This window comes from Streptomyces cyaneofuscatus, from assembly GCF_000718135.1.
Classification (GTDB): domain Bacteria; phylum Actinomycetota; class Actinomycetes; order Streptomycetales; family Streptomycetaceae; genus Streptomyces; species Streptomyces cyaneofuscatus.
In genome coordinates, this window is record NZ_JOEM01000006.1 from 20,794 (window position 1) to 45,787 (window position 24,994).

Annotated in this window: 24 protein-coding genes; 9 read left to right on the forward strand and 15 right to left on the reverse strand. The window is 72.1% G+C overall.

Annotated features, from left to right (window positions below):
* The first annotated feature begins 3 nt into the window (after positions 1 to 3).
* The 4 genes from IF17_RS01000000136305 (at position 4) to cseC (ending at position 3,714) form a co-directional block, all read left to right on the forward strand.
* Positions 4 to 801, forward strand: a complete 798-nt coding sequence (locus tag IF17_RS01000000136305) for a SigE family RNA polymerase sigma factor (protein ID WP_032771863.1) — start codon at positions 4 to 6, stop codon at positions 799 to 801.
* 155 nt (positions 802 to 956) lie between these two features.
* Positions 957 to 1,610 (forward strand): hypothetical protein, encoded by a 654-nt coding sequence (locus IF17_RS0111460; protein WP_026241887.1) that lies wholly within the window; start codon positions 957 to 959, stop codon positions 1,608 to 1,610.
* 18 nt (positions 1,611 to 1,628) lie between these two features.
* Positions 1,629 to 2,345, forward strand: coding sequence for a two-component system response regulator CseB (cseB, locus tag IF17_RS0111465; protein WP_030564805.1), 717 nt, complete (start codon positions 1,629 to 1,631; stop codon positions 2,343 to 2,345).
* Positions 2,346 to 2,376: 31 nt separating this feature from the next.
* A complete protein-coding gene (cseC, locus tag IF17_RS0111470) occupies positions 2,377 to 3,714 on the forward strand; it encodes a two-component system sensor histidine kinase CseC (RefSeq protein WP_030564807.1) in 1,338 nt (445 codons plus the stop codon).
* Positions 3,715 to 3,915: 201 nt separating this feature from the next.
* Here cseC and IF17_RS0111475 read toward each other — a convergent pair whose 3' ends face one another.
* Entirely contained in the window at positions 3,916 to 4,632 is a 717-nt protein-coding gene (locus IF17_RS0111475) for a M23 family metallopeptidase (protein ID WP_030564809.1), read from the reverse strand.
* Between the two features lie 459 nt (positions 4,633 to 5,091).
* Between IF17_RS0111475 and IF17_RS0111480 the strand changes: the two genes are divergently transcribed.
* Positions 5,092 to 5,466 (forward strand): trypco2 family protein, encoded by a 375-nt coding sequence (locus IF17_RS0111480; protein ID WP_030564810.1) that lies wholly within the window; start codon positions 5,092 to 5,094, stop codon positions 5,464 to 5,466.
* The gene (locus IF17_RS0111485; RefSeq protein ID WP_030564812.1) at positions 5,463 to 8,732 is read left to right on the forward strand and encodes a serine protease; all 3,270 of its coding nucleotides are present in this window, start codon (positions 5,463 to 5,465) and stop codon (positions 8,730 to 8,732) included. The genes IF17_RS0111480 and IF17_RS0111485 overlap by 4 nt, the downstream gene beginning before the upstream one ends.
* Before the next feature lie 81 nt (positions 8,733 to 8,813).
* Here the strand turns inward: IF17_RS0111485 and IF17_RS0111490 are convergent, their stop codons facing one another.
* Positions 8,814 to 11,342, reverse strand: a complete 2,529-nt coding sequence (locus tag IF17_RS0111490) for an ATP-dependent Clp protease ATP-binding subunit (protein ID WP_030564814.1) — start codon at positions 11,340 to 11,342, stop codon at positions 8,814 to 8,816.
* 450 nt (positions 11,343 to 11,792) lie between these two features.
* Here IF17_RS0111490 and IF17_RS0111495 point away from each other — a divergent pair, with 450 nt between their 5' ends.
* On the forward strand, positions 11,793 to 12,425 hold the full coding sequence (locus IF17_RS0111495) for an SCO3374 family protein (RefSeq protein WP_030564816.1): 633 nt from the start codon (positions 11,793 to 11,795) through the stop codon (positions 12,423 to 12,425).
* On the opposite strand, the gene IF17_RS0111500 is transcribed toward IF17_RS0111495, so the two are convergent.
* The 10 genes from IF17_RS0111500 to IF17_RS0111545 all read right to left on the reverse strand — a co-directional run bounded on the left by IF17_RS0111500 (position 12,404) and on the right by IF17_RS0111545 (position 20,776).
* Positions 12,404 to 12,739, reverse strand: a complete 336-nt coding sequence (locus IF17_RS0111500) for a histone-like nucleoid-structuring protein Lsr2 (RefSeq protein ID WP_003968298.1) — start codon at positions 12,737 to 12,739, stop codon at positions 12,404 to 12,406. The genes IF17_RS0111495 and IF17_RS0111500 overlap by 22 nt on opposite strands.
* 154 nt (positions 12,740 to 12,893) lie before the next feature.
* Positions 12,894 to 13,463, reverse strand: coding sequence for an amino-acid N-acetyltransferase (locus tag IF17_RS0111505; RefSeq protein ID WP_076967056.1), 570 nt, complete (start codon positions 13,461 to 13,463; stop codon positions 12,894 to 12,896).
* A 9-nt stretch (positions 13,464 to 13,472) separates the two neighbouring features.
* Positions 13,473 to 13,955 (reverse strand): BlaI/MecI/CopY family transcriptional regulator, encoded by a 483-nt coding sequence (locus IF17_RS0111510; RefSeq protein ID WP_032771873.1) that lies wholly within the window; start codon positions 13,953 to 13,955, stop codon positions 13,473 to 13,475.
* A 148-nt stretch (positions 13,956 to 14,103) separates the two neighbouring features.
* On the reverse strand, positions 14,104 to 14,283 hold the full coding sequence (locus IF17_RS0111515) for a hypothetical protein (RefSeq protein WP_030564820.1): 180 nt from the start codon (positions 14,281 to 14,283) through the stop codon (positions 14,104 to 14,106).
* Between the two features lie 92 nt (positions 14,284 to 14,375).
* Positions 14,376 to 14,969, reverse strand: coding sequence for a hypothetical protein (locus IF17_RS0111520; RefSeq protein WP_030564822.1), 594 nt, complete (start codon positions 14,967 to 14,969; stop codon positions 14,376 to 14,378).
* Between the two features lie 162 nt (positions 14,970 to 15,131).
* A complete protein-coding gene (locus IF17_RS0111525; RefSeq protein ID WP_030564824.1) occupies positions 15,132 to 15,929 on the reverse strand; it encodes a type III pantothenate kinase in 798 nt (265 codons plus the stop codon).
* Positions 15,929 to 16,987 carry a carboxylating nicotinate-nucleotide diphosphorylase gene (gene nadC, locus IF17_RS0111530; RefSeq protein WP_032771864.1) on the reverse strand — a complete coding sequence of 353 codons (1,059 nt, stop codon included), beginning with the start codon at positions 16,985 to 16,987 and terminating at the stop codon, positions 15,929 to 15,931. The genes IF17_RS0111525 and nadC overlap by 1 nt, the downstream gene beginning before the upstream one ends.
* Before the next feature lie 68 nt (positions 16,988 to 17,055).
* Complete coding sequence (locus IF17_RS0111535; protein WP_030564828.1) at positions 17,056 to 18,750, reverse strand: L-aspartate oxidase; 1,695 nt, start codon at positions 18,748 to 18,750, stop codon at positions 17,056 to 17,058.
* Positions 18,747 to 19,829 (reverse strand): pantoate--beta-alanine ligase, encoded by a 1,083-nt coding sequence (gene panC, locus IF17_RS0111540; protein WP_030564829.1) that lies wholly within the window; start codon positions 19,827 to 19,829, stop codon positions 18,747 to 18,749. The genes IF17_RS0111535 and panC overlap by 4 nt, the downstream gene beginning before the upstream one ends.
* The gene (locus IF17_RS0111545) at positions 19,826 to 20,776 is read right to left on the reverse strand and encodes a Rossmann-like and DUF2520 domain-containing protein (protein WP_030564831.1); all 951 of its coding nucleotides are present in this window, start codon (positions 20,774 to 20,776) and stop codon (positions 19,826 to 19,828) included. The genes panC and IF17_RS0111545 overlap by 4 nt, the downstream gene beginning before the upstream one ends.
* 180 nt (positions 20,777 to 20,956) lie before the next feature.
* Between IF17_RS0111545 and IF17_RS0111550 the strand changes: the two genes are divergently transcribed.
* Positions 20,957 to 22,144, forward strand: coding sequence for a threonine aldolase family protein (locus IF17_RS0111550; protein WP_030564833.1), 1,188 nt, complete (start codon positions 20,957 to 20,959; stop codon positions 22,142 to 22,144).
* Positions 22,145 to 22,223: 79 nt separating this feature from the next.
* Here IF17_RS0111550 and IF17_RS0111555 read toward each other — a convergent pair whose 3' ends face one another.
* Positions 22,224 to 22,424 carry a hypothetical protein gene (locus IF17_RS0111555; RefSeq protein WP_030564835.1) on the reverse strand — a complete coding sequence of 67 codons (201 nt, stop codon included), beginning with the start codon at positions 22,422 to 22,424 and terminating at the stop codon, positions 22,224 to 22,226.
* A gap of 105 nt (positions 22,425 to 22,529) precedes the next feature.
* On the opposite strand from IF17_RS0111555, the gene IF17_RS0111560 reads away from it, so the two are divergent.
* Complete coding sequence (locus IF17_RS0111560) at positions 22,530 to 23,642, forward strand: DUF5937 family protein (RefSeq protein ID WP_030564837.1); 1,113 nt, start codon at positions 22,530 to 22,532, stop codon at positions 23,640 to 23,642.
* 23 nt (positions 23,643 to 23,665) lie between these two features.
* On the opposite strand, the gene IF17_RS0111565 is transcribed toward IF17_RS0111560, so the two are convergent.
* Together IF17_RS0111565 and IF17_RS0111570 are read right to left on the reverse strand one after the other, a co-directional pair.
* Complete coding sequence (locus IF17_RS0111565) at positions 23,666 to 24,274, reverse strand: AAA family ATPase (RefSeq protein ID WP_209437756.1); 609 nt, start codon at positions 24,272 to 24,274, stop codon at positions 23,666 to 23,668.
* Between the two features lie 11 nt (positions 24,275 to 24,285).
* Positions 24,286 to 24,960 (reverse strand): response regulator transcription factor, encoded by a 675-nt coding sequence (locus IF17_RS0111570; RefSeq protein ID WP_018514325.1) that lies wholly within the window; start codon positions 24,958 to 24,960, stop codon positions 24,286 to 24,288.
* Positions 24,961 to 24,994 lie beyond the last annotated feature (34 nt).

The following is a 24,994-nucleotide window of genomic DNA, read 5'->3' on the forward strand; positions in this document are numbered from 1 at the left end:
GTCATGGCGCAGGGCGAGGTGCTCGCATTCGAGGACTACGTACGCACACGGCAGGAGGCGCTGCTGCGCAGCGCACGGCGTCTGGTCCCGGACCCCGTCGACGCCCAGGACCTTCTCCAGACCGCGCTGGTGCGGACGTACGGGCGCTGGGACGGCATCGCCGACAAGTCCCTCGCCGACGCCTATCTGCGCCGCGTCATGATCAACACCCGTACGGAGTGGTGGCGGGCGCGCAAGCTCGACGAGGTGCCCACCGAGCAGCTGCCCGACGCGAGCGTCGACGACGGCAGTGAGCAGCGCGCGGACCGTGCCCTGCTGATGGACATCCTCGGGATCCTGGCTCCGAAGCAGCGCAGCGTCGTCGTGCTGCGACACTGGGAGCAGATGAGCACGGAGGAGACGGCCGCGGCGCTCGGCATGTCGGCCGGTACGGTCAAGAGCACGCTGCACCGGGCGCTGGCGCGGCTGCGGCAGGAGCTGGAGAGCCGGGAGCTGACGAGCCGCGAGGCGGTCGCCCGGGAGACCGGGGGACGGCAGTCGGCCGGGAGCGCCCGCGAGACCGGGAACCACCGGCAGACCGAGGGCGTCCGGGCAACCGGGAGCCCGCGGTCGGCCGAGGGCGTCCGGGAGACCGGGAGTGTCCGCAGCGCGGCGCCCGCGGCCACCGGCCGGGTCCCGGCCCAGCGGACGAGGGCAGCCGCCCCGGCGAAGGTCACCTCCGTCACGGCGGCGCGGGGACACACAGCGGCGCCGTACGACGGGCGTCACGACGAGCGGGGGCGGGAGCGGTGCGCGGCCTGACAGCCAGCAGCGACGGCAGCGGGAACGGCAGCCGGAACGGCAACGGGAGCCACGGCGAGAGCCCGGGCGGAAGCCGGGGCGGGAGCAGCGGGACGGGCGCCGACGACGGTGCCCCCTCCGGGAGACCCCGCCGGAACCGCGGGTTCCGGGCAGGTATGGCGGCGAGTGGTACGGCCCTGGCCGGACTCGCCGCCTTCGGGCTGTTCTGCGTCGGCTGCGCCACCGGCGGCACCGGCACCCGCGACGAGGGCCCCGCCGGCACGCAGCCCGTCGTCCAGGTCTCCCCGCAGCCCACCATCTCCGGCACGACCCCGCCCACCCGGCGCGTCAACGCCGTGGCCCTCCTCAAGGGCGACCCGACCGTGAGCGAGCGGGTCCGGGAGGGGCTCCGGCCCTGCGCCGGCAAGGCCTACCCGGTCGACACCTCCTACGGCTCCATGACCGGCGGCCCGTCCGCCGATGTCGTGGTCAACGTGATGAGCTGCGCCGACTCGGTGGGGATGGGGACGTACGTCTACCGGGCCCGCGAGGACGGCTCGTACGAGAACGTCTTCATGGCCGAGGTCCCGGCCGTCTACGGAACCATCGACCGGGGCGACCTCGTGGTGACGACCCAGGTCTACGGATCGAAGGACCCGCTGGCCTATCCGTCCGGCTCCGAGGTGGTCACCTACCGTTGGGCCGGCGGGCGCTTCACCGAGCACGACCGGGTGCACAACGACTTCAGCCGTGCCGTCGACGGCGGCGGCGACATCGAGGCACCCACGCAGGCGGAACCGGTGGAACCGGCCGATCCGAGCGGGAACTGAAAGCGAGAGACGACCTCCATGGCCGAGACCCACGTCCTCTTCGTCGAGGACGACGATGTCATCCGTGAGGCCACCCAGCTCGCCCTGGAGCGGGTCGGCTTCACCGTCACCGCGATGCCCGACGGCCTCTCCGGCCTGGAGGCCTTCCGCGCCGACCGGCCGGACATCGCGCTGCTCGACGTGATGGTGCCGGGGCTCGACGGGGTGAGCCTGTGCCGCCGCATCCGGGACGAGTCGACGGTGCCCGTGATCATGCTCTCCGCGCGGGCCGACTCGATCGACGTGGTGCTCGGCCTGGAGGCCGGCGCGGACGACTACGTCACCAAGCCCTTCGACGGCGCCGTCCTGGTCGCCCGCATCCGGGCCGTCCTGCGCCGCTTCGGCCACGCGGCCGGGCCGGACGGCGGCACGGGCCAGGGCGGTACGGAGGGCGAGGCCGAGGGGCTCGGCGGGGTGCTGGTCTTCGGCGATCTGGAGGTCGACACGGACGGCATGGAGGTGCGGCGCGGCGGTGAGCAGGTGGCGCTGACGCCCACCGAGATGCGGCTGCTGCTGGAGTTCTCCTCCGCGCCCGGCACCGTACTCTCCCGCGACAAGCTCCTGGAGCGGGTCTGGGACTACGGCTGGGGCGGCGACACCCGGGTCGTGGACGTCCACGTCCAGCGGCTTCGCACCAAGATCGGCCAGGACCGGATCGAGACGGTCCGCGGCTTCGGCTACAAGCTGCGCGGATGAGGCGGCGGATGAGACGGCCGGTGACCAGCGGATGAAGCGACTGGCGCTGCGGACCGGGGTCCGCTGGAAGATCAGCATCGCCATCGCCGCGGTCGGCGCGCTCATCGCGGTGGCGCTGAGCCTCGTCGTGCACAACGCGGCCCGGGTCTCGATGATCGAGAACGCCCGCGAGGTGCAGCTGGAGCGGCTGCTGGGCGCGCAGCGTTTCTACGAGGCGACGAGCATGCAGAAGGGCGGGCCCAAGTTCGGGGCGAAGCTCAACGACCCGGCGATCCCGCCGAGCCTGCGCGACGAGGTCCGCAAGAACCGGCGGGCCACCCATGTGACGGAGACCTCCGACGGGGTGCCCGATGTCTGGGCGGCCGTTCCGCTGGCCAACGGGGACGTGCTCTCGCTGCACACCCGGTTCGCGGACCGGTCCGCGACGATCATGGACGACCTGGACCGGGCGCTGATCATCGGCTCGGTCTCGGTCGTCTTCGGCGGCTGCGCGCTCGGCGTCCTCATCGGCGGCCAGCTCTCGCGCCGGCTGCGCAAGGCGGCGGCCGCGGCGGGCCGGGTCGCCGAGGGCCACACCGACGTACGGGTGCGGGAGGCCGTCGGCGGGGTCGTCCGGGACGAGACGGACGAGCTGGCGCGGGCGGTCGACGCGCTGACCGACGCGCTGAACGAGCGGATCGAGGCGGAGCGCCGGGTCACCGCGGACATCGCCCACGAGCTGCGTACGCCGGTGACCGGGCTGCTCACGGCCGCCGAGCTGCTGCCGCCGGGCCGCCCGACCGAGCTGGTACGGGACCGGGCCCAGGCGATGCGGACGCTGGTCGAGGACGTGCTGGAGGTGGCCCGGCTGGACAGCGCGTCGGAGCGGGCGGAGCTCCAGGAGCTGCCGCTCGGGGAGTTCGTCAGCCGGCGGATCGGGCTGCTGGACCCGGATGTGACCGTGCAGGTGGTGCACGAGTCCTGGGTCTCCACGGACCCGCGCCGCCTGGAGCGGATCCTCGGCAATCTCCTCGGCAACGCCGACAAGCACGGCTCCACCCCGGTGGAGGTCACGGTGGAGGGCCGGGTGGTACGGGTCCGGGACCACGGTCCGGGGTTCCCGGAGGAGCTGCTGCGGGACGGGCCGAGCCGGTTCCGTACGGGCTCCATGGACCGGGCCGGGCACGGACACGGGCTCGGCCTGACGATCGCGGCGGGCCAGGCGAGGGTGCTGGGGGCCCGGCTGACCTTCCGGAACGCGGCGCCCGTGGGGGCGGCGGAGGGCACGGGCGGGGCGATCGCGGTGCTGTGGCTGCCGGAGCACGCGCCGACGGCGACGGGGAGCTTCCCGATGCTGCGGACGGCGGACGAGCGGCAGCCGCAGGGCTGAGGTTCCCTGGACCCGCCGGGTACAACGCCGACGGCGACCCCGAGGAGTGAGCCGTGAGGCTGTCCTCGACGTCGCCGTCGGTCGGGTGACCCGGGCGCACGCCCCGGGTACCGGGGTGTAACGGGTCCACTGAACGCTCTTCGGTTGTGCTGCACGGCCGCCGGGTCTCCCCGGCAGGTCCGCGCGGTTACGCCGGCCGGATCAGATGGAGACGTGCACCGAGCGGAGGAACTGGGCCGGGTTGAGCGCCGAGCCGTAGTTCGGGCTGGTGCGGATCTCGAAGTGCAGGTGCGGGCCGCTGGAGTTGCCGGTGTTGCCGGACAGGGCGATCTTCTCGCCCGTGGTGACCTTCTCGCCGATCTTCACGTTGACCTTCGACAGGTGCGCGTACTGCGAGTACTTGCCGTTGGAGTGCTTGATCACGATGGCGTTGCCGTACGCGGGGCCGTCGCCGGCGCCGTTCGGGCCGGCCTTCACGACGGTGCCGGTGTGGGCGGCGGTGACCGGGGTGCCGACCGGAACGGCGAAGTCCTGGCCGGAGTGCTTGGCGGCCCAGCGGGCGCCACCGGTGCCGTAGCTGGCGGTCAGCGTGTACTTCTTGACCGGGGTCTTCCAGGAGGCGGCGTTCTTCTTGGCCGCCTTCTTCTTGGCCTCGGCCTTCTTCTTCGCGTCGGACGCCTTCTGCGCCGCCGTCTTCTTGGCCGTCTCGGCAGCCTTGCTCTGCGCGGTCGCCTGCTGGGCGACCGACTGGGCGGTGGTGCCCGCGGCGAGGGGGGCGGCGGCAGCGTCGGCGTTGCCGGCCGCGAACGCCGAGCCTGCACCCAGCACCACGGACGCTCCCAGGCCGGCGGCCAGGACGGCGCCACGGACGCGGGAGGCGGACGGGCGGATGGTGTGCTGGTTCGTTGCGCGCTTCATACGGTGAAGTCCTCCGAAGGTGAGTGGACCCGGCGTGCTGTCCGGGCTTGCTCAACCTTGGTAACCCGCACCCCAGCCGATGCTCAAACACCCCATCTACGAAGGAAAGCCGTAGAAGGGAGGATGGGAATTCGTCGCGGTTGCCCCAGTTCGGGAGCCGGGACCGGGCGACGAAATCCCTCCCTCGAAGGGGGCTTAAACGCTGTTCTAGGGGCACTTTTCCGGACATGGCGCCGCGAACGGGCCGTATCGCCCACCGCGTGGACCCGGTCCGCTCCCGCCGGGCCGAAGGTCCTCCACCAGGCTTCGGCGCCATCTCCTAGCCCGCGTAGTAGGCCTGTTTCGGCCTGTGCGCCTTGTCACCGCCGGTGGGACCTAAGTCCTTCCGATTCGGGACCTTCGGCCTTCTACATCACTACGCTGACGGGAAAGCGGATCCGCGCCCTGGGGGGGACCACCATGACGGCCGAGAACACCCATGACCTGGACGGCATCGAGCTCGCCGATGCCGTCGAATCCATCCGAAACCAGCTGGTGGAGGCGGCGGCCCGGGCCACGGGCCGCCCGCTGGCCTTCGCGGTCGGGGACATCCAGATGGAGTTCACCCTCGAACTCCGCAAGGAGGCCAAGGCGGGCGGCAAGGTGAAGGCCTGGGTCGTCGAGGCGGGCGCCGACGCGTCCCGGGCGACGGGCCGCACCCACAAGGTGGCCTTCACGCTGAGCCCGCGGAACGCGGTGACTGGGGAGGCGTGGGCGATCGGGACGGAGGACGACGGGGCCACGGCGGGATTCGGTGACGGGGCGGGGTTCGGTGAGGGGGCGGGCAGGCCGTGAGCTCGCCGCCCACACCCGTCACGCACCTCGCCGACCGTACGGTGGCTGTCTCCGGCGCCCTCCAGGGCAGCGGCGTCCTGCTCACCGACCGGCTGGTCCTGACCTGCGCCCATGTGGTCAAGACCGGCTCCGTCCTCATCGCCCACCCCGCGCTCCCGGGCCGGATACGGGCCACCGTCACCTGGATCGACTACCGCCTGGACGTGGCCCTGCTGGAGGCCACCGAGCCGGTGTCGGCGGTCCCCCCGGCGCGGCTCGGCGTGCTGGACACCCGCGAGGCGATCCCCGGGTGCGAGATCACCGGCTTCCCGCGCGTGCAGCGCTACGGCGGCGGCCTCCGTAAGCGCCTGGAGGTGGACCAGTACACGGTGACGGTCCTGCCCATGGCGGGCCGCGTGCGTGACCTGCTGGTCTGCGATCTGGACGGCCCGCCCGCCGCCCGCCCGGACGACGAGCCCCCGGCCCTGTCCGGGCTCTCCGGCGGCCCGCTCTTCGCCGGGGACATCCTCCTGGGCATCGCCCGCCAGGTCCCGCAGCAGCGGGAGGGCCGCCGGGTCGAGTGCGTACCGCTCGGCCCGGTCCTGGCGGCGGAGCCCTTCGTCCAGGCCTACCGCAGGACCGGCGCCCTGCTGCGGGAGGAACGCGTCCACGGGAACTTCCCTCGGGACCTGCGGTACGAGGCGGGGTACGCGCAGGCGCTGGGCGTCGCGTACCGCCGTACGAAGATCTTCGGCCTGGACGAGCTGAGCCGGCACGACTCCGAATGGGACCTGGACACGGCCTACCTCAGCCTGGAGGCCCAGGCGCAGGCAAAGGACCGTTCCGCACCGGCTCCGCCCCTCCCCCAACGCATCGACACCCTCCTCACCGACCGCCCCCGCGTCCTGCTGCGCGGCGAGGCGGGCGCCGGCAAGACAACCCTCCTGTGGTGGCTGGCCGCCCACGCGTCCGCCCACACCCTGGACGACGACCTGGCCCCGTTGAACGGCCTGGTCCCGTTCGTGGTGCCGCTGCGCACCCTGCAGGCTCGTGGCGGCGGGTTCCCGAGCCCGGCGGAGCTGTCCGGCACGGCGGGCCTGGTGGTCGACGCGGCCCCGGAGGGGTGGGCGGGCCGAGTCCTGGAGTCCGGGCGGGCGCTTCTTCTGGTGGACGGGCTGGACGAGGTGCCGCCGGAGGACCGGGAGCAGGCGCACGACTGGCTGTCACAGCTGTTGCGGCGCTACCCGGAGACCCGGTGCGTGGCGACCGTACGACCGCTGGCCGTCGAACCGGACTGGCTGCGCTCGGAAGGCTTCGCGGAGTTACGCCTGCTGCCCATGCGGAACGAGGACATCCAGGCCTTCGTGGCCTCCTGGCACCGGGCCGCCCGGCTGTCCGAGGAGGACGACGCCGACCGCCTGGACGAGCTGGAGCGGGACCTGGCCCGCCAGTTCGACCAGAACCCCACGCTCCGTGACCTGGCCCGTACACCCCTGCTCTGCGCGGTGATCTGCGCCTTGCACCGCCGCCGCGACGGCTTCCTCCCGGAGACCCGGTGGAGCCTGTACCGCTCGGCGCTGGAGATGCTCCTCGGCCACCGCGACCGCCGCCGCCGGATCGGCGACCCCGAGGGCATCGACCTGAGCGTCGAGGAGCACACCCAGCTTCTCCAGCGCATCGCGGTCTGGCTGGTCCGCGAGGGCCAGTCGGAGTTCACGCGGGGGCAGGCGCTGCGCCAGCTCAGGCGGGCGCTGGCGGGGATGGAGCGGGTCAGCGCCCAGGGCCCGCCCGCGAAGATCCTCACGCACCTGCTCAACCGCAGCGGTCTGCTCCAGGAACGCACCGACGACACCTATCAGTTCATCCACCGCACCTTTCAGGACTACCTGGCCGCGAAGGAGTTGGTCGAGGACGACCACCTCAACGAACTGCTGCGCCACGCGGACGAGGAGACCTGGCAGGACGTGATCCTTTTGGCGGCTGGACACTGCGGGCGGCGGGAACTCGCCCTGCTCGTACGCGGTTTGCTCGACGCGGGTCTGCGGCATTGGGACCAATCGGCGGCCCGTACCACCGTCCACGTTCTGGCCGCCCTCTGTGCCCAGCACGCGACCTGGCTGGACGATGCGGTACGGGCGGGCGTCCGGGTGAGTACGGCGGCGCTCTTCCCGCCGGTCAGCGACGACCAGGTGGCCGCCCTGGCCCGGCTCGGTCCGGCAGCGCTGGCCTTTGTGCCCGATCCGCGCGCGATGCCCGAGACCGAGCCGGATGCCCGGCTCGTGGCCACCCTGATCACCGGCATCGGGGGAGCCTCCGCGATCCCCCATGCCCGCGCCTGGGCGCTGGCGCGCCCGGAGCTGGGCCGGTTCTTCGCGGGCGCGTGGGAACGTTTTCCGCCCGAGGAGTACGCCGCCGAGGTACTGACGCACTGCGACCTCCGGCACACGGTTCTCGCGGTGAGTGACCGGCGGCAGTTGAGGGCGCTGCGTCACCTTCCGTATGTTCCGACGCTGTCCCTGCGCCTGGATCTGACCGATGCGGAGATCGGTGCGGCTCTGATGGGGATCCGGCTCGGGGCGCTGTTCCTGAGGAGGGCCGAACGCCTCGCCCGGCTCTCGTTCCTGAGCGCCTTCGCGGACTCCCTGTCGGAGTTGGACCTCGGATGGTGCCCAACGCTGCGGGACTTCACGCCTCTCGCCGGGCTCCACCGGCTGAGAGGCCTGATTCTGAACACCCAGGGGACGCTCCCGGCCGACCTGGCTCCGCTGGCGGATCTGCCCGCCCTGTCCCACCTTGGGCTGCGGCACCTTGAGGCGGACCGGTTGAGCGAGATAGCGGCCAACCCCGGTGTCACGAGCCTGACGGTGACCAACCGGCGTCCACTGGCCCTGGACGGACTCGGTGCCTGGAAGTCGCTCAGGGAGCTGGAGGTCTCGGAACTCGCCGCGTTCGACGACGCACTCGACGCGCTGCGGGAGCATTCCCGGATCACCGACCTCCGCCTCACCGCCTTCCCCTGGGCACACCGGCCGACCCGCCCCGTGTCCGCTCCCAACGTTGAGGAGCTGTTCGTACCGGCCCCTGACCACGCCGGTGACCTCGGGATGCTGCGACCGCTCTTCCCCGGGGTCACCCGTCTCAGACTGGACGCCTCCGCCCTGCGCGTACTGGATCTCACGCCGCTGCACTCCTGGCCGGGCCTGCGGGTGCTGGTCACCGGGTTGCCCGGGCAGCGTCTGATCGGCGCGCCGGAGCTGGGCGACCGGCTCAATGCCCCTCCCGGCTGACGCACGGAAAAAGGGGCTGCCCCGGACCCGGCTGTGAAGCCGATTCCGGGGCAGCCCCTTCAATGACGCCCTATGCGGGTGTCACGCTTCCTTCGACAGGTTCGGGCCTGCGCCGCCTGCCGCCTGCTCGATCGGGGGGACGTCGGGCAGAGCCGACTTCTCCTCGCCGCGGAACGAGAACTTCTTGTCGTCGCCCTCGCCCTCGACGCCGACGACCACGATGTGACCGGGGCGCAGCTCACCGAAGAGGATCTTCTCGGAGAGGATGTCCTCGATCTCGCGCTGGATCGTCCGGCGCAGCGGCCGGGCGCCCATCACGGGGTCGTAGCCCTTCTTCGCCAGGAGCGACTTGGCCTCGGAGCTGAGCTCGATGCCCATGTCGCGGTCCTTGAGCCGCTCGTCCACCTTGGCGAGCATGAGGTCGACGATCTGGATGATGTCTTCCTCGGTCAGCTGGTGGAAGACGACCGTGTCGTCGACACGGTTGAGGAATTCCGGCCGGAAGTGCTGCTTGAGCTCTTCGTTGACCTTGACCTTCATCCGCTCGTAGTTCGTCTTGACGTCGCCCTGGGCCGCGAAGCCCAGGTTGAAGCCCTTGGAGATGTCCCGGGTCCCGAGGTTGGTCGTCATGATGATGACCGTGTTCTTGAAGTCCACGACCCGGCCCTGGGAGTCGGTCAGGCGACCGTCCTCCAGGATCTGGAGCAGGGAATTGAAGATATCGGGGTGGGCCTTCTCGACCTCGTCGAAGAGGACGACGGAGAACGGCTTGCGGCGCACCTTCTCGGTGAGCTGGCCGCCCTCTTCGTAGCCCACGTAACCGGGGGGCGAACCGAAGAGGCGGGAAACCGTGTGCTTCTCGCTGAACTCCGACATGTCGAGGGAGATCAGCGCGTCCTCGTCGCCGAAGAGGAATTCGGCGAGCGTCTTGGAGAGCTCCGTCTTACCGACACCGGACGGGCCGGCGAAGATGAACGAGCCACCGGGGCGCTTGGGGTCCTTCAGACCGGCTCGCGTACGGCGGATCGCCTGCGAGAGGGCCTTGATGGCGTCCTTCTGCCCGATGACGCGCTTGTGGAGCTCGTCCTCCATGCGCAGCAGACGGGAGGACTCCTCCTCCGTCAGCTTGAAGACCGGGATACCGGTGGCCGTGGCCAGGACTTCGGCGATGAGCTCGCCGTCGACCTCGGCGACGACGTCCATGTCGCCGGCCTTCCACTCCTTCTCGCGCTTGGCCTTCGCCGCCAGCAGCTGCTTCTCCTTGTCGCGGAGGGAAGCCGCCTTCTCGAAGTCCTGGGAGTCGATGGCCGACTCCTTGTCGCGACGCACGCCCGCGATCTTCTCGTCGAACTCGCGGAGGTCCGGCGGCGCGGTCATCCGGCGGATGCGCATCCGGGAGCCGGCCTCGTCGATCAGGTCGATCGCCTTGTCCGGCAGGAAGCGGTCCGAGATGTACCGGTCGGCCAGGGTCGCGGCCTGGACGAGGGCCTCGTCCGTGATGGAGACCCGGTGGTGGGCCTCGTAACGGTCGCGCAGGCCCTTCAGGATCTCGATGGTGTGCGGCAGCGACGGCTCCGCGACCTGGATGGGCTGGAAGCGGCGCTCAAGGGCCGCGTCCTTCTCCAGGTGCTTGCGGTACTCGTCGAGCGTGGTGGCACCGATGGTCTGGAGCTCACCGCGGGCCAGCATGGGCTTCAGGATCGAAGCCGCGTCGATGGCGCCCTCGGCGGCACCCGCACCCACGAGCGTGTGGAGCTCGTCGATGAAGAGGATGATGTCGCCGCGGGTGCGGATCTCCTTGAGGACCTTCTTCAGGCGCTCCTCGAAGTCACCCCGGTACCGCGAACCGGCGACCAGGGCGCCGAGGTCCAGGGTGTAGAGGTGCTTGTCCTTGAGGGTCTCGGGCACCTCGCCCTTGACGATCGCCTGGGCCAGGCCCTCGACGACCGCCGTCTTGCCGACGCCGGGCTCGCCGATGAGGACCGGGTTGTTCTTGGTCCGGCGGGACAGCACCTGCATGACCCGCTCGATCTCCTTCTCGCGCCCGATGACCGGGTCGAGCTTGGATTCACGAGCGGCCTGGGTGAGGTTCCGGCCGAACTGGTCGAGCACCAGGGAGGTGGAGGGCGTGCCCTCCGCGGGGCCGCCCGCGGCCGCCGTCTCCTTGCCGCCCGAGTATCCGGAAAGCAGCTGGATGACCTGCTGCCGGACCCGGTTCAGGTCGGCGCCCAGCTTCACGAGGACCTGGGCGGCGACGCCCTCGCCCTCGCGGATCAGGCCGAGCAGGATGTGCTCGGTGCCGATGTAGTTGTGGCCCAGCTGAAGGGCCTCGCGGAGCGACAGCTCCAGGACCTTCTTGGCTCGCGGGGTGAAGGGGATGTGTCCGGAAGGGGCCTGCTGGCCCTGTCCGATGATCTCCTCCACCTGCTGGCGGACCGCCTCGAGCGAAATCCCGAGGCTCTCCAGGGCCTTAGCGGCGACACCCTCACCCTCGTGGATCAGGCCCAGGAGGATGTGCTCGGTGCCGATGTAGTTGTGGTTGAGCATCCGGGCTTCTTCCTGAGCCAGGACGACAACCCGCCGCGCGCGGTCGGTGAACCTCTCGAACATCGTTAATCGCTCCTCAGAGCGGTCGGTCAGTGAGGGGTCGGTCCCCTCCCAGTCCTTCCGCATGCTAGTCCCGCAGGACGGGACAGCTCATTCCAACTGCCGACATCCGTCCGGATCACCCCGCACCGGGCGGGGATTCTTACTGCCGAACAGCTGACAACTGCTCCAACCCGATGGTGCGAGACGATGTTCCCGCAGGCCAGGCAGATACCCCTTTCGCCAGTACGCCGATGGCGAACGTGAGACGCCTCGGTCAGCGTGTCGCCCCTTCCCACTAGGAAAGTCTTACCCGCAATCACTGACAGTCCATGCGGCGCGCCCCGGTTCCCTCCGCTACGGGCGAACAACCTTGCGCCGCTTCACGCTCCCGCGCGCCCTCGAAAGCCGGACACAAAGTGATCGTCCGGGAACTCTGCGTAACTTCACCGTCGGTTCAGCGGTTCATCGGACATGGCCTTCATCGTTCCGCCGCCCCGATCGTCACCCGATGCCGGTCCCGGCCGTGCCGGTCCGGGGCCGGGCCCCGAGGCTCCGGGTCCCGCCGCTCTCGCCCGGTGGTACGAGCAGAGGCTCGGCTGGGCGACCGAGGGGCGCGCTCCGGTGCGGCTGCTCACCGGGATCCGCTTCGACGTACTGGAACTTCCCGCCGAGGCCGGTCACGCCCTGCTGCGCCGCCCGGTGCGGACCGGGCCGGTGCTGCTGAGCGGTGGACGGGTGGGGCTGCTGGTCGCCGCGGGCGGCGCCGATGAGCTGCCGGGGCTGCTCGACTGGCTGGAGTGGGGCCCGATCGCTCTCGATCTGACCGCCGTGGGGGCGGGGGGCCGGATCACGGCTCCGTCACCCCGGGGTGGTGGTGCGGGCTCGCCGGGGGCCGCCGTATGGCTGCGGCCCCCCGAACCGAGGCATGGGCCCGGGCCGGCGCTTCCCGCTCTCGCGGGCTTCGGGAGCAGCGGTGGGGATGCCCCCGATCTCGTACGCCTGGTGGACGCCGCGGCGACGGAATGCCATCGGGTCCGGTTGTCGCGTGCCCGGGCCGGGCTGCGTAAGGGCAGTCCGGCAGATCAGCCGTTGGCCTTCTCGTAAGCCTCACGGATCTCGGCGGGAACGCGGCCACGGTCATTCACGTTGTGGCCGTTCTCCCGGGCCCACCGGCGGATTTCCGCGGTGTCCTTGTTGCCACCGGCCACGGCGCGGCCCTTGCCACGACCCGTCGCGGCACGGCCACCGGTGCGGCGGCCACCCTTGGTGTAGGGCTCGAGAAGGCCGCGAAGCTTGTCCGCATTGGCCGTGGTGAGGTCGATCTCGTACGTCTTGCCGTCGAGCGCGAACGTCACGGTCTCGTCCGCCTCGACACCGTCGAGGTCATCGACAAGAAGGACCTGAACCTTCTGTGCCACGGGATTTCCTTTCATCGAAAATGGAGTACGCGGAAAGGAAACCGCTTTTCTCGGGAAAACACAAACCCCCGGGAGAGGTTCAGGAGCGCGAGAACACGGGAAACGTGCGCGATTCGGACATAGGGATGCACGGCTTCCGCGCATCATCCGCGCATCACAGGTGCAGAAGCATCCGGCTGTTGCCCAAGGTGTTCGGCTTCACCCGTTCGAGACCGAGGAACTCGGCGACACCCTCGTCGTAGGAACGCAGCAGCTCACTGTAGACATCGGTGTCGACCGGAGTCTCTCCGATCTCGACGAACCCGTGCTTCGCGAAGAAGTCCACTTCGAAGGTGAGGCAGAAAACCCTGCGCACCCCGAGCCAGCGGGCGGTCTGCAGAAGCTTCTCCAACACGTGATGCCCCACCCCCGCGCCCTTGATGCGGGGGTCGACGGCGAGAGTCCGGACTTCCGCGAGGTCTTCCCACATCACATGGAGAGCGCCGCAGCCGATGACCCGGGCGTCCTCGTCGCGTTCCGCGACCCAGAACTCCTGGATGTCCTCATAAAGGGTGACGGTTGCTTTGTCGAGCAGGATGCCGCCGGACACGTACCCGTCGAGGAGCCGTCGTACGGATGACACATCACTCGTCCTGGCCCGGCGGACGGTGATGGCGGGCTTATTTACCGACGGGTCGGTATGAAAGTCGGTATCCGGTTCGGTTTGCGGCTGCTCTGGGGACATGCCCTGACGCTATCGCCCGCCCCCGGGCTCCGTGCCATCGGCCGGGGCGGAGCCTTCGGCGGCTGTGGCGGTCGGTTCCGGCGGGCCGTCCTCCGGATTGGCCGGCGGGCCACCTGCCGGATTGCCGGCCGGGCCGCTCAGCGGATTGTCCGCGGAGTTGTCCACCGGGTTCGGGGAAACCATGCGAACAGCGTCCTGAAGTGCTTCGCGCTGCTCCGGCGACATCATGCCGAAGAACGCGACAAGGGCGGCTGCGGGGTTGTCGCTCTGCGACCAGGCTTCGTTCATCAGTGCGGCCGAGTAGGCGGCCCTGGTGGAGACGGCCGTATATCGATATGCCCGGCCGTCGACTTCCCTGCGGACCCAGCCCTTCTGATGGAGATTGTCCATTACCGTCATCACCGTCGTGTAGGCGATGGACCGTTCCTGCTGGAGGTCCTCAAGGACTTCCCGCACCGTGACCGGACGGTTCCATTGCCAGACGCGGGTCATCACGGCGTCTTCCAGCTCTCCCAATTGGCGGGGCACAGGATCACTTTAGTGCCAGATGTCCTGAATGACTGGTTATTTACAGAGCCAAAAGAGCGCACGGCTCTCATGAGCCGTGCGCTCCAGGGGTGCGAGGGGGCGGACCGTGCGGTCAGGCATTCTCCGGACGAGCGGTCTGCTTTACGGATTCCGCGCGGGCGATCGCGGCGTCGACGGCCTCGTCCTCCTTGGCCTTGTTCGGACCGCCCTGGCTCTTGACGATCGTCACGACCAGGCCGATGAAGAAGACGGCCATCACCACGGGGGGAACGAGCGCGGATACGTAGTCCATGCCGTCCAGAGTAGCGAGCCCCGCACGACGGGACGCGGCGCCCTCCCGTGTCTTCGGGAGGACGCCGCGTCCGGGGGTGCGATGCGGCCGGGTCAGCCCGCGGCTCGCTCCTCCTCCGACGGAGGCGGGGTGGGGCGGCGCCGGGGCGGGAAGACCTCGGACGGCTTGGGCGCCGGGCGGGAGCCGGGGGCCGGTGAGCGGCCCGGTACGGGGGCGGCCGGGGCCTTGGGGCGGTCCGGCTCCCGGTCGGCCGCCCGGCCGCCGGGGAGGGCGAGCAGGCGGCTGCGGGGGCCGGGGGCCGACAAGGCGGCGGAGCGGCCGGCGAGCCGGGCACGTACGGAGCGCTCGGCGAGGATCTGGCAGCGCTCCAGGAGGGCCGCCGCGAGCGGCTTCCCGCGCAGGGCGCGCAGGGCCGCCAGATCGTCCGGGCGGGGGTCGTAACCGGCCGCCAGGGCGTCCTGGAGGAGCTCCAGGTAGCCGGTGACGGAGCCGGGGAGGGCGGCGCGGTAGCGGGCGAGGTCGGCCAGGAGAAACGCTCGCAGCCGGCCCGCCTCCCCGACCGCCTCGTCCACGGAGCCCGCGAGCCGCAGGCAGTCCTGGACATCCTCGTCGGACAGGGGCATGGGGTGGAGGGCGATGGCAAGGGCACGTCGGAGCACCCGCAGCTCGTCCGCGCTGAACGCCATGCCGCCTCGTGAACCGTAGGGCGTGGGCATGACGCGACAATACGTGCTAAATGGACAAAATCCGTTTAACTGGTCGTCGGTGGCGCGGCGCGCCAGGACGGCACGTCGGACCCCGCTCCCGGCCGTTCCCGCAGGTGCGCCGGGCTCCTGCGGGCCCGCCCCCTACGACCGGGACACGTTCCGCTCGTAGACCAGGCGCAGTCCGATGAGCGTCAGCCACGGCTCGTGCTCGTCGATGACGGAGGACTCCCCCAACACCATCGGAGCAAGGCCGCCGGTCGCGATGACCGTGACGTCGTCCGGGTCGGCGGTCAGCTCCTTCTTCATCCGGGCCACCACCCCGTCGACCTGGCCCGCGAAGCCGTAGACGATGCCGGACTGCATGGCCTCGACGGTGTTCTTGCCGATCACGCTGCGCGGCCGGGCCAGCTCGATCTTGCGGAGCTGGGCGCCCTTGACGCCGAGCGCCTCGACGGAGATCTCGATGCCGGGGGCGATGACCCCGCCCGCGTACTCCCCGCGTGCGGAGACCGCGTCGAAGGTGGTGGCGGTGCCGAAGTCGACGACGATCGCCGGGCCCCCGTACAGCTCGACGGCGGCGACCGCGTTGATGATGCGGTCCGCGCCGACCTCCTTGGGGTTGTCCATCAGGACCGGGACGCCGGTCTTGACGCCGGGCTCCACCAGGACGGCGGGCACGTCACCGTAGTAGCGGCGGGTGACCTCGCGCAGCTCGTGCAGGACCGAGGGGACGGTCGCGCAGATCGCGATGCCCTCGATGCCGTCGCCCAGCTCCATGCCGAGCAGCGGGTGCATGCCCATCAGACCCTGGAGCAGGACCGCCAGCTCGTCCGCGGTGCGGCGGGCGTCGGTGGAGATCCGCCAGTGCTCGACGATCTCCTCGCCGTCGAAGAGGCCGAGGACCGTGTGCGTGTTGCCGACGTCGATGGTGAGCAGCATCAGGCGTCGGCCCCGTCGGTGTCGGCGGCGGCCGCGTCGCGGAAGTCCAGGCCGATGTCGAGGATCGGCGAGGAGTGGGTGAGCGCGCCGACGGCCAGGTAGTCCACGCCGGCGTCCGCGTAGGCGCGGGCCGAGTCGAGGGTGAGGCGGCCGGAGGATTCGAGGATCGCGCGGCCGTCGACCAGGGCCACCGCCTCGGCGGTCTCGGCCGGGGTGAAGTTGTCCAGCAGGATCAGGTCGACGCCCGCGTCCAGCACCTCGCGGACCTGCTCCAGCGTGTCGACCTCCACCTCGATGGGCAGGTCGGGGAACTCGGCGCGGACCCGCTTGAACGCCTCCGCCACCCCGCCCGCCGCGATGACGTGGTTGTCCTTGACCAGGGCCGCGTCGGAGAGCGACATCCGGTGGTTGACGCCGCCGCCGCACCGTACGGCGTACTTCTCCAGCGCGCGCAGCCCCGCCGTCGTCTTGCGGGTGTCGCGGACCTGGGCCCTGGAGCCCTCCAGCACGTCCGCCCAGGCGCGGGTGGCCGTCGCGATGCCGGAGAGGCGGCAGAGCAGGTTCAGCGCGCTGCGCTCGCCGGTCAGCAGGTCGCGGGTGCGGGTGGTGACGGTGAGCAGCTTCTGGCCGGGGGCGACCCGCTCGCCGTCCTCGACGTGCCGCTCGACCTCGAACTCCTCGGTGCAGACGATCGACAGGACCGCCTCGGCGACCCGGAGACCGGCCACGACCCCCGCCTCGCGCGCGGTGAAGTCACCGGTGATCACGGCGTCCTCGGGGACGGTCGCCACGGTCGTGACGTCCACCCCGCCGTCCAGGTCCTCCTCGATCGCCACATGGGCGACGTCCTCGACCTGTACGGGGTCGAGCCCCGCCTCGGCCAGGAGCAGGGCGAGCGCGGGGTCGAGACCGCACTCCAGGGCGTCGGGGTCGAAGCCGTCACCGCAGCCGCAGTCGTCGCCGCAGCCCCCGGAGGGCGCGGCGGATGCGGGCGCGCCGACCCGGATCAGCGGTACGTCCACGGGTGTGGGGCGCGGATTCTCTTCGGGGGTGGACACGGTTGCGGCTCCTCGGGGCGTGGCGGGTGGTGCGGGTGCGGCTCGCGCCGCTGCTGTCAGCAGTCTGGTCAATCCGCCGCGCGTACGGGCGGGAATGCGGCGGTCTCCGTACGGTGGACGACCGGGGTGCGGTCGGGGGCGATACGGACGACCAGGTGGCGGCGCCAGTGGGCGTCGTCGCGGTCGGGCCGGTCCTCGCGCCAGTGACAGCCGCGGGTCTCCTCGCGCTCCCGGGCGGCGGCGACCAGGACGCGGGAGACCAGCAGCAGGTTGGTGACCTCCCAGGCGTCGACCCCGGGGACCGCGTCCTTCGGGTCGGCGGCGTCCACGTCGGCGGCGGCGCTGCGGTGCAGGGCCTCCAGCTCCTCGGCCGCGGCGGCCAGGGACGCGGCGGAGCGGAGGACTCCGGCGCCCCGGGTCATGATGCGCTGGATCGCCGTACGGGTCTCGGGGGCGAGCAGCGGGACGGGGGCGTCGCCGCCCTCGCTCGCGGCCTCGGCCGGTTCGGTGCGGGGTGGACGGGTCCCGGCGATGTCGGCGGCGATGCGCTCGGCGAAGACCAGGCCCTCCAGGAGGGAGTTCGACGCCAGCCGGTTGGCGCCGTGCACCCCCGTACAGGCGACCTCGCCGCAGGCGTACAGACCGGGGACGGTCGTACGGCCGCGCAGGTCGGTGCGGATGCCGCCGGAGGCGTAGTGCGCGGCCGGGGCGACCGGGATGGGCTCGGTGACCGGGTCGATGGAGTGGGCGCGGCAGGCGGCCAGGATGGTGGGGAAGCGCTGCTCCCACATCTGGGCGCCGAAGTGCCGGGCGTCCAGATACATGTGCTCGGTGCCGTGCTCGTGCATCTGGCGGGTGATGGCCTTGGCGACGATGTCGCGCGGGGCCAGCTCGGCCAGCTCGTGCTGCCCCAGCATGAAGCGGGTGCCGGTCGCGTCGACGAGATGGGCGCCCTCACCCCGTACCGCCTCGGAGACCAGCGGCTGCTGGCCCTCGGAGTCGGCGCCCAGGAAGAGGACGGTCGGGTGGAACTGGACGAACTCCAGGTCCGAGACCTCCGCCCCGGCCCGCAGCGCCAGCGCCACACCGTCGCCGGTGGAGACCGAGGGGTTGGTGGTGGCGGAGAAGACCTGGCCCATGCCGCCGGTCGCGAGGACGACCGAGGGGGCCCGGACCGCGCCGACGCCGTCGTGCTGGCCCTCGCCCATGACGTGGAGCGAGACCCCCGCCGTACGGCCTTCGGCGTCGGTGAGGAGGTCCAGGACGAGCGCGTTCTCGATGGTGTGCAGGGCGGCCTCGCGGACCGCTTCGACCAGGGCCCGGGAGATCTCGGCGCCGGTCGCGTCGCCGCCCGCGTGGGCGATGCGGCGGCGGTGGTGGCCGCCCTCGCGGGTGAGCGCTATGTCGCCGCTGTCGGTGGTGTCGAAGGTGGCGCCGGTGGTGATCAGGCGGCGTACGGCGTCGGGGCCCTCGGTGACCAGGGTCCGGACGGCCCCCTCGTCGCAGAGGCCCGCTCCCGCGACGAGCGTGTCGTCGAGGTGCTGCTCGGGGGTGTCGCCCTCGCCGAGGGCGGCGGCGATGCCGCCCTGGGCCCAGCGGGTCGAGCCGTCGTCGAGCCGGGCCTTGGTGACGACCACGGTGTCCAGGCCGGCCGCCGCGCAGCGCAGGGCGGTGGTGAGACCGGCGACCCCGGAGCCGACCACCACGACGTCCGCGTCGATGGCCCAGCCGGGGGCGGGGGCGGTCAGCCGTATTCCGGTCACGTCAGGGCTCCGAAGGTGAGGGGGATGTTGTCGATGAGGCGGGTCTCCCCGACCCGGGCGGCGACGGCGAGGATCGCCTCCCCGCTCTCGCGGTCGTCGGGGATCTCGGTGAAGTCCGCCGGGTCGACCAGGGCCAGGTAGTCCAGGACGAGCGGGTGCCGGTCCCGGGCGGCGGCCTCTTCCAGGATCGCGCGCGCGGTGGCCCGTACGGCGGCGGGCGCCCCGTTCGGCCGGGCCAGCGCCACGGCCTGGGCGTCGGCGGCGGCCCGGGCCTCGCCGAGCTTGTTGAGCCCGGCGGCCCGGTCGCCGCCGGGGGCGGTGGCCTTGGCGCGCTCGTGCAGGGCCTGCTGGGCGGCGAGGCGGTCCTGCGCCGCGAACAGGGCGCGGGGCAGGGCGAGGGCGGTGTGCCGCTCCTGCGGGGACAGGAACCGGTTGCGGCTGGAGAGCGCGAGGCCGTCGGGGTCGCGGACGGTGGGGACGCCGGTGATCCGGACGCCGAAGTTCAGGTCGCGGACCATGCGGGTGATCAGGGCGAGCTGCTGGGCGTCCTTCTGCCCGTAGAACGCCTCGTCCGGGCGGGTGAGGTGGAGGAGCTTGGCGACGACGGTGAGCATGCCGTCGAAGTGGCCGGGGCGGGAGGCCCCTTCGAGCCGCTCGCCCATGGGGCCCGCGGTGATGCGGACCTGGGGCTCGCCGCCGGGGTAGACCTCGTCCACGCCGGGGGCGAAGACCGCGTCGGCGCCGGCGGCCGCGGCGGTCTCCAGGTCGGCGTCCAGGGTGCGCGGGTAGCGGTCGAGGTCGGCGGCCTCGCCGAACTGGAGCGGGTTCACGAAGACGGTGACCACCACCTGGCCGTTCGGGCCCGCTGCCTCGCGAGCCGTACGGATCAGGGTGGCGTGGCCCTCGTGGAGGGCGCCCATGGTCATGACGACGGCCCGCTCGGCCCCGGCGGGGCGCGGGAGCGCGTCCAGCTCGGCGGCGGTGCGGAGGAGGGCGGGGGCGGTGGGGGCGGTGCCCTGGGGGGTGGTGCCCTGGGGGTCGGTGTTTCCGTTGTTTCCCGTACGGCTGCTGGTGGTCATCGGGTCTCCCCCGGTCCCGGGCCGCCCGGGCGGCTCTCCTGGTCGGCCAGGGCGACGAGCAGGTCCTCCGCCAGCTCCGGCTTGAGCAGGCCGTGGGCCAGGGCCCGGTCGGCCGTGGCGCGGGCCATCGCGAGGTAGCCGCCGACCATCTGGGGGGCGTGCGCGCGCAGCTCGCCCACATGGGCGGCGACCGTGCCCGCGTCGCCCCGGGCCACCGGGCCGGTCAGCGCGGCGTCGCCGGAGCGCAGGGCGTTGTCCAGGGCGGCGCCGAGGAGCGGGCCGAGCATCCGGTCCGGGGCGGTGACCCCGGCCTTGGCCAGCAGCTCCATCGACTCGGCGACCAGGGTGACCAGGTGGTTCGCGCCGAGGGCCAGGGCCGCGTGGTAGAGCGGGCGGGACTCCTCGGCGATCCACTCCGGCTCGCCGCCCATCTCGATGACCAGCGCCTCGGCGGCCAGCCGCAGCTCCTCGGGGGCGGTGACCCCGAACGAGCAGCCCGCGAGCCGCTGGACGTCGACGGAGGACCCGGTGAACGTCATCGCCGGGTGCAGCGCGAGCGGCAGGGCCCCGGCCCGCAGCGCGGGGTCCAGGACCCGGGCCCCGTACCGCCCGGAGGTGTGGACGAGGAGCTGTCCCGGCCGTACGGCACCGGTCTCGGCGAGCCCCTCGACCAGGCCCGGGAGCGCGTCGTCGGGGACGGTCAGCAGCACCAGCTCGGCGCGGGCGAGGACCTCGGCGGGCGTCACCACGGGGACGTCGGGCAGCAGGGTGGCCGCGCGGCGCCGGGACGCGTCGGAGACGCCCGAGACGGCCACCGGGCGGTGACCGGCGAGCTGGAGCGCGGCGGCGAGTGCGGGGCCGACGCGGCCCGCTCCCACGACACCGACGGTGAGGCGGGCGGGGCGGTCCCTCGCGTCGAGGGGTTCCTTCGGAACTGTCGTATTCACGCGGCGATGGCCTTCCGTTCCAGTCCGCGGGGGGTACCGGACGATTTCTCTGCATGCTACGCCAGCGTTTCGACGAAGCCCGCTCGCCGCCCACAGCCTGTGGATAACTCTGCGGAACGGGCGGGAATCGTGGGGGAATCGTAGGGGCGTGCCGTCCGTCGTCCGGGGGATGATCGTCCCATGACAGCCATGGATGAGCAGCAGCAGCGGCGGCGCCGACTGGCCGCCTGGCGGGGATCCCACCGGGTGCTGGCCCGCCGGTCCACGGACGGCACGGTGGCAGAGGGGCTGGCGGCGCTGGCGGCCGGGGTCGGGGCCGGTTCCAGCACTGGGGCCGGTTCCGGTTTCGTACACGATCCGGATGACGCGGTGGATGTGTACGGGGGCGGGGTCGTCGCCGATCTGGAGCGGCGGGTGGCCGGGCTGCTGGGGACGGAGGCGGCGGCGTTCTTCCCGACCGGGACCATGGCCCAGCAGGTCGCGCTGCGGTGCTGGGCGGGGCGTACGGGAAACGCCACGGTGGCGCTGCATCCGCTGGCCCACCCGGAGCTGCACGAGGAGGGGTCGCTGGGGGCGGTGAGCGGGCTGCGGACGGTGCACCTGACGTCGGCGGCCCGGATGCCGAGCGCGGAGGAGGTACGGGACCACCCGGAGCCGTTCGGGACGCTGATGCTGGAGCTGCCGCTGCGGGACGCCGGGTTCGTGCTGCCCACCTGGGACGAGCTGGAGGCCGTCGTGGCGGCGGCCCGGGAGCGGGACGCGGTGGTGCACCTGGACGGGGCGCGGCTCTGGGAGTGCGAGCCGCACTTCGGGCAGGGCCTTCAGGAGATCGCGGCACTCGCGGACAGTGTGTACGTGTCCTTCTACAAGTCGCTGGACGGGCTGTCGGGGGCGGTGCTCGCGGGTCCTGACGTGCTGGTGGAGGAGGCGCGGGTGTGGCGCCACCGGTACGGGGGCCAGCTCTTCCAGCAGTACCCGGCGGCGCTCTCCGCGCTGATCGGGCTGGAGAAGGAGCTGCCCCGGCTGCCGTCGTACGTGGCCCACGCGAAGGTGGTCGCCGGGGCGATGGCGGAGGGGTTCGCGGCGGCGGGGGTGCCGTGGTTCCGGGTGCATCCGGAACCGCCGCACACGCACCAGTTCCAGGTGTGGCTGCCGTACGACGCCGAGGTGCTGGACGAGGCGTCGCTGCGGCAGGCGGAGGAGACGGGGGTGACGTTGTTCCGGCGGTGGGGTGCGGGGGCCGCCGGGGCGGCCGGGTTGCCGCCGGGGGTTTCGGTGACCGAGGTGACGGTGGCGGGGGCCGGGCTTGGGTGGTCGGCGGAGGATGTGCGGGAGGCGGTGGGGGTGTTCGTGGGGCTGCTGGAGTAGCTCCTGGAGCAGGGGCCTTGTGGAGGGGCTTGTTGAGGGCCTTGTTGAGGGGCCGGCCCCTGGCCTCGGGGTTCCGTCCTCAAACGCCGGACGGGCTGGAGTGGCCGGGCGGACCGGAGTGGGGGCGGGCGGGCCTGTTCGGCGTCGGCGGATGCGTCAGCCAGTGGTGGTAGAGATCGCGCAGGGTTCTGCGGTCGTGGCGGCCCGGCGGGGGCGGTGCCGGCTCGCCCAGGCGGGCCGCGCGGTAGGTGTCGAGCATGTGCTGCTGGATGGCGTCCATGCGTCCAGCGTCCGCCCGTCACCGCAGGTCCGCGCGCTGATTGACGGCCGCCGTCAAATGGGGCGACGCCCCGTCCCCGTACCCCGCACCATGGGACACGTGAGCGTGAACATAGACATCGCCGGCCTGCCCTCCGACCGCATCGTTTTCTCGGTCTCCCCGCTCACCGAGCTGGGGGACGCGCTGCACGCGCTCTCCGAGCCCGGCCACCACCCCGGCGTGCACGGCTGGGCCACCGCGACCTCGGCGGCGCTGGAGCCCGATCTCGCCGACCGGCTGCTGGAGGCGGAGTTCCTCTGGCGGCACACCTTCTCCGACATCTTCCTGCCGTACGCCGGGGTGCGCGGCCACGACGGCAGGCCGGGGGCGACCCTCGCCGAGGACCTGGACCTCCTGGACCGGATCGACGACGAACGGTTCGTCACCTCGGCGCTGGAGTTCACCTGCGCCGGCCTGGTCGAGCCGGGCAACCCCTCACCGCTGACGAACGCCGCGATGCGGGCCCGCGCCCTGGACATGGCGGCGGCGCGCGGCCCGCGGCAGGTGAAGTTCACCCAGCGGCTGCTGGCCGACCCCGTCCGCGTACGCGGCTGGATCCGGCGGCTCTTCGAGGACTGCGACCAGGCGTTCTTCGCGGACACCTGGCGCCGGGTCTCCGTCCAGCTGGTCGCCGACGCCCGGCACAAGACGGAGGTGCTGCGGCGCAAGGGCGTCCAGGAGGCGATGGGCGCGGTCTCCGCCGCCCTGACCCTGGACGAGGAGGCGGGCAGGCTCTCCGTCGACAAGCTGGCCGAGGCCCGGACCACCGCCGTCGACCCGGACGTCGGCACCGGCCTCACCCTCCTGCCCAGCAGCTTCGGCTGGCCGCACCTGATGGTGCTGTACGCCCCGGGCTGGCGGCCGGTGATCCAGTACCCGGTCCGCCTCCCCGATCTGCCGGCCCCCGCCTCCGTCGAGCTGCTCCAGCTCCGGATGGAGGCCCTGGCCCACCCGATGCGCATGCGCCTGTGCCGCAACCTCGCCCGCTCCGCGTACACCACCGGCGAACTGGCCGACTCGCACCGGATCACCGCGCCCGAGGTCTCCCGGCATCTGTCGGTGCTCAAGAAGGCGGGCCTGATCACGACCCGACGCCGTGGCCGCTACGTCCTGCACCAGCTGGACCTGACGGTCGTCGCCCGCATCGGCAGCGACTTCCTGGAGGGCGTGCTGCGGTGACCCGGGGGCCGGTGGCGGGGGCGTCAGTCGAAGCGGATGTGGCGCAGCCCCGTCCAGGTCCGCCGCAACCGGTGGCGCAGCCGGCCGTCCGTGTCCGGTGTGAGCGTCAGACCCGCCGCTCCCGCCACCAGATCCGCCACCTGGGACACGGTCACATCGTCCGTACGCACATGGCGGGCGAACTCCGGCCGCGCCAGCCTCTCCAGGCAGTCGTCCAGACGCCGCACGGCGAAGCTCTCCCGCTTCAGCCCGCGCCCCAGGCCCCGCTCCCGCAGCCGCCGCAGAACGGTGGCCCGGTCGGCGAGCAGGGCGCTGTGGTGAACGGTGTGGTCGTCCTCGCGCAGCCCTCCGACGACCTCGGCGAAGTAGCCGGGGTCGACCAGCGTCATCGGCACGATCACCGGGCCCGGGTGCCCCTCCAGCGCCAGCCCGAGCACTTCGCGGACCCCGGCACGCCAGGCCGCCAGGTCCTGGAAGTCACCGCGCAGGTGGGGCGGCAGGGTCCGGTGCAGGCCGAAGCCGATGTGCTCCGGGTCGCAGACCACGCTGCCCGGGAGCCGCCGCCGGATCTCGTACGCGGTCTGCGTCTTGCCGCCCCCGTACGGACCGTTGATCCACAGCAGCGTGCCCACGCCCGGCCCCCTCAGCCCGCCCCGCCGCCCGCGCGCACCAGCCCCGTCTCGTAGGCGAGGACGACGACCTGGACCCGGTCGCGCAGGCTCAGCTTGGTGAGGATGCGGCCGACGTGGGTCTTGACCGTGGCCTCGGAGAGGACGAGGCGGGCGGCGATCTCGCCGTTGGAGAGGCCCTGGGCGACCAGGAGCATCACCTCGCGTTCGCGTTCGGTGAGCTTCTGGATGTGCTTGTTCTTCGGCTCCTTCTCGCTGCTGGGCAGCATCGGGGAGAAGCGGTCGAGCAGGCGGCGCGTGGTGGACGGGGCGACGACCGCGTCGCCGCTGTGCACCGAGCGGATCGCGGAGAGCAGTTCGGCCGGCGGCACGTCCTTGAGCATGAAGCCGCTGGCGCCTGCCTTGAGCCCGGAGAAGGCGTACTCGTCCAGGTCGAACGTCGTCAGGATCAGCACCTTCGGCGGATTCGGCTGCGCGCAGATCCGGCGGGTCGCCTCCACGCCGTCCAGGCGGGGCATGCGGACGTCCATCAGGACCACGTCGACGGCGGTGGAGCGCAGGATCTCGATCGCCTCCGCGCCGTCCCCGGCCTCCGCCACCACCTCCATGTCGGGCTGGGCGGCCAGGACCATCCGGAAGCCCGTGCGCAGCAGCACCTGGTCGTCGACGAGCATCACGCGGATGGCCATGGGGTCTGTCCTGTCCTGTCTGGGTGGCAAGGGG

Excerpts from the sequence above, each read along its gene's own strand:
- IF17_RS0111550 (WP_030564833.1), top strand. The coding sequence starts at position 20,957 with ATGACAGCCATGGATGAGCAGCAGCAGCGGCGGCGCCGACTGGCCGCC.
- IF17_RS0111475 (WP_030564809.1), bottom strand. The coding sequence starts at position 4,632 with ATGAAGCGCGCAACGAACCAGCACACCATCCGCCCGTCCGCCTCCCGC.
- panC (WP_030564829.1), bottom strand. The coding sequence starts at position 19,829 with ATGACCACCAGCAGCCGTACGGGAAACAACGGAAACACCGACCCCCAG.
- IF17_RS0111495 (WP_030564816.1), top strand. The coding sequence starts at position 11,793 with ATGGCCTTCATCGTTCCGCCGCCCCGATCGTCACCCGATGCCGGTCCC.
- IF17_RS0111460 (WP_026241887.1), top strand. The coding sequence starts at position 957 with ATGGCGGCGAGTGGTACGGCCCTGGCCGGACTCGCCGCCTTCGGGCTG.
- IF17_RS0111555 (WP_030564835.1), bottom strand. The coding sequence starts at position 22,424 with ATGGACGCCATCCAGCAGCACATGCTCGACACCTACCGCGCGGCCCGC.
- IF17_RS0111570 (WP_018514325.1), bottom strand. The coding sequence starts at position 24,960 with ATGGCCATCCGCGTGATGCTCGTCGACGACCAGGTGCTGCTGCGCACG.
- IF17_RS0111510 (WP_032771873.1), bottom strand. The coding sequence starts at position 13,955 with ATGACCCGCGTCTGGCAATGGAACCGTCCGGTCACGGTGCGGGAAGTC.
- IF17_RS0111480 (WP_030564810.1), top strand. The coding sequence starts at position 5,092 with ATGACGGCCGAGAACACCCATGACCTGGACGGCATCGAGCTCGCCGAT.
- IF17_RS0111525 (WP_030564824.1), bottom strand. The coding sequence starts at position 15,929 with ATGCTGCTCACCATCGACGTCGGCAACACGCACACGGTCCTCGGCCTC.
- IF17_RS0111515 (WP_030564820.1), bottom strand. The coding sequence starts at position 14,283 with ATGGACTACGTATCCGCGCTCGTTCCCCCCGTGGTGATGGCCGTCTTC.
- IF17_RS01000000136305 (WP_032771863.1), top strand. The coding sequence starts at position 4 with ATGGCGCAGGGCGAGGTGCTCGCATTCGAGGACTACGTACGCACACGG.
- IF17_RS0111520 (WP_030564822.1), bottom strand. The coding sequence starts at position 14,969 with ATGGCGTTCAGCGCGGACGAGCTGCGGGTGCTCCGACGTGCCCTTGCC.
- cseB (WP_030564805.1), top strand. The coding sequence starts at position 1,629 with ATGGCCGAGACCCACGTCCTCTTCGTCGAGGACGACGATGTCATCCGT.
- IF17_RS0111490 (WP_030564814.1), bottom strand. The coding sequence starts at position 11,342 with ATGTTCGAGAGGTTCACCGACCGCGCGCGGCGGGTTGTCGTCCTGGCT.
- IF17_RS0111505 (WP_076967056.1), bottom strand. The coding sequence starts at position 13,463 with ATGTCCCCAGAGCAGCCGCAAACCGAACCGGATACCGACTTTCATACC.
- cseC (WP_030564807.1), top strand. The coding sequence starts at position 2,377 with ATGAAGCGACTGGCGCTGCGGACCGGGGTCCGCTGGAAGATCAGCATC.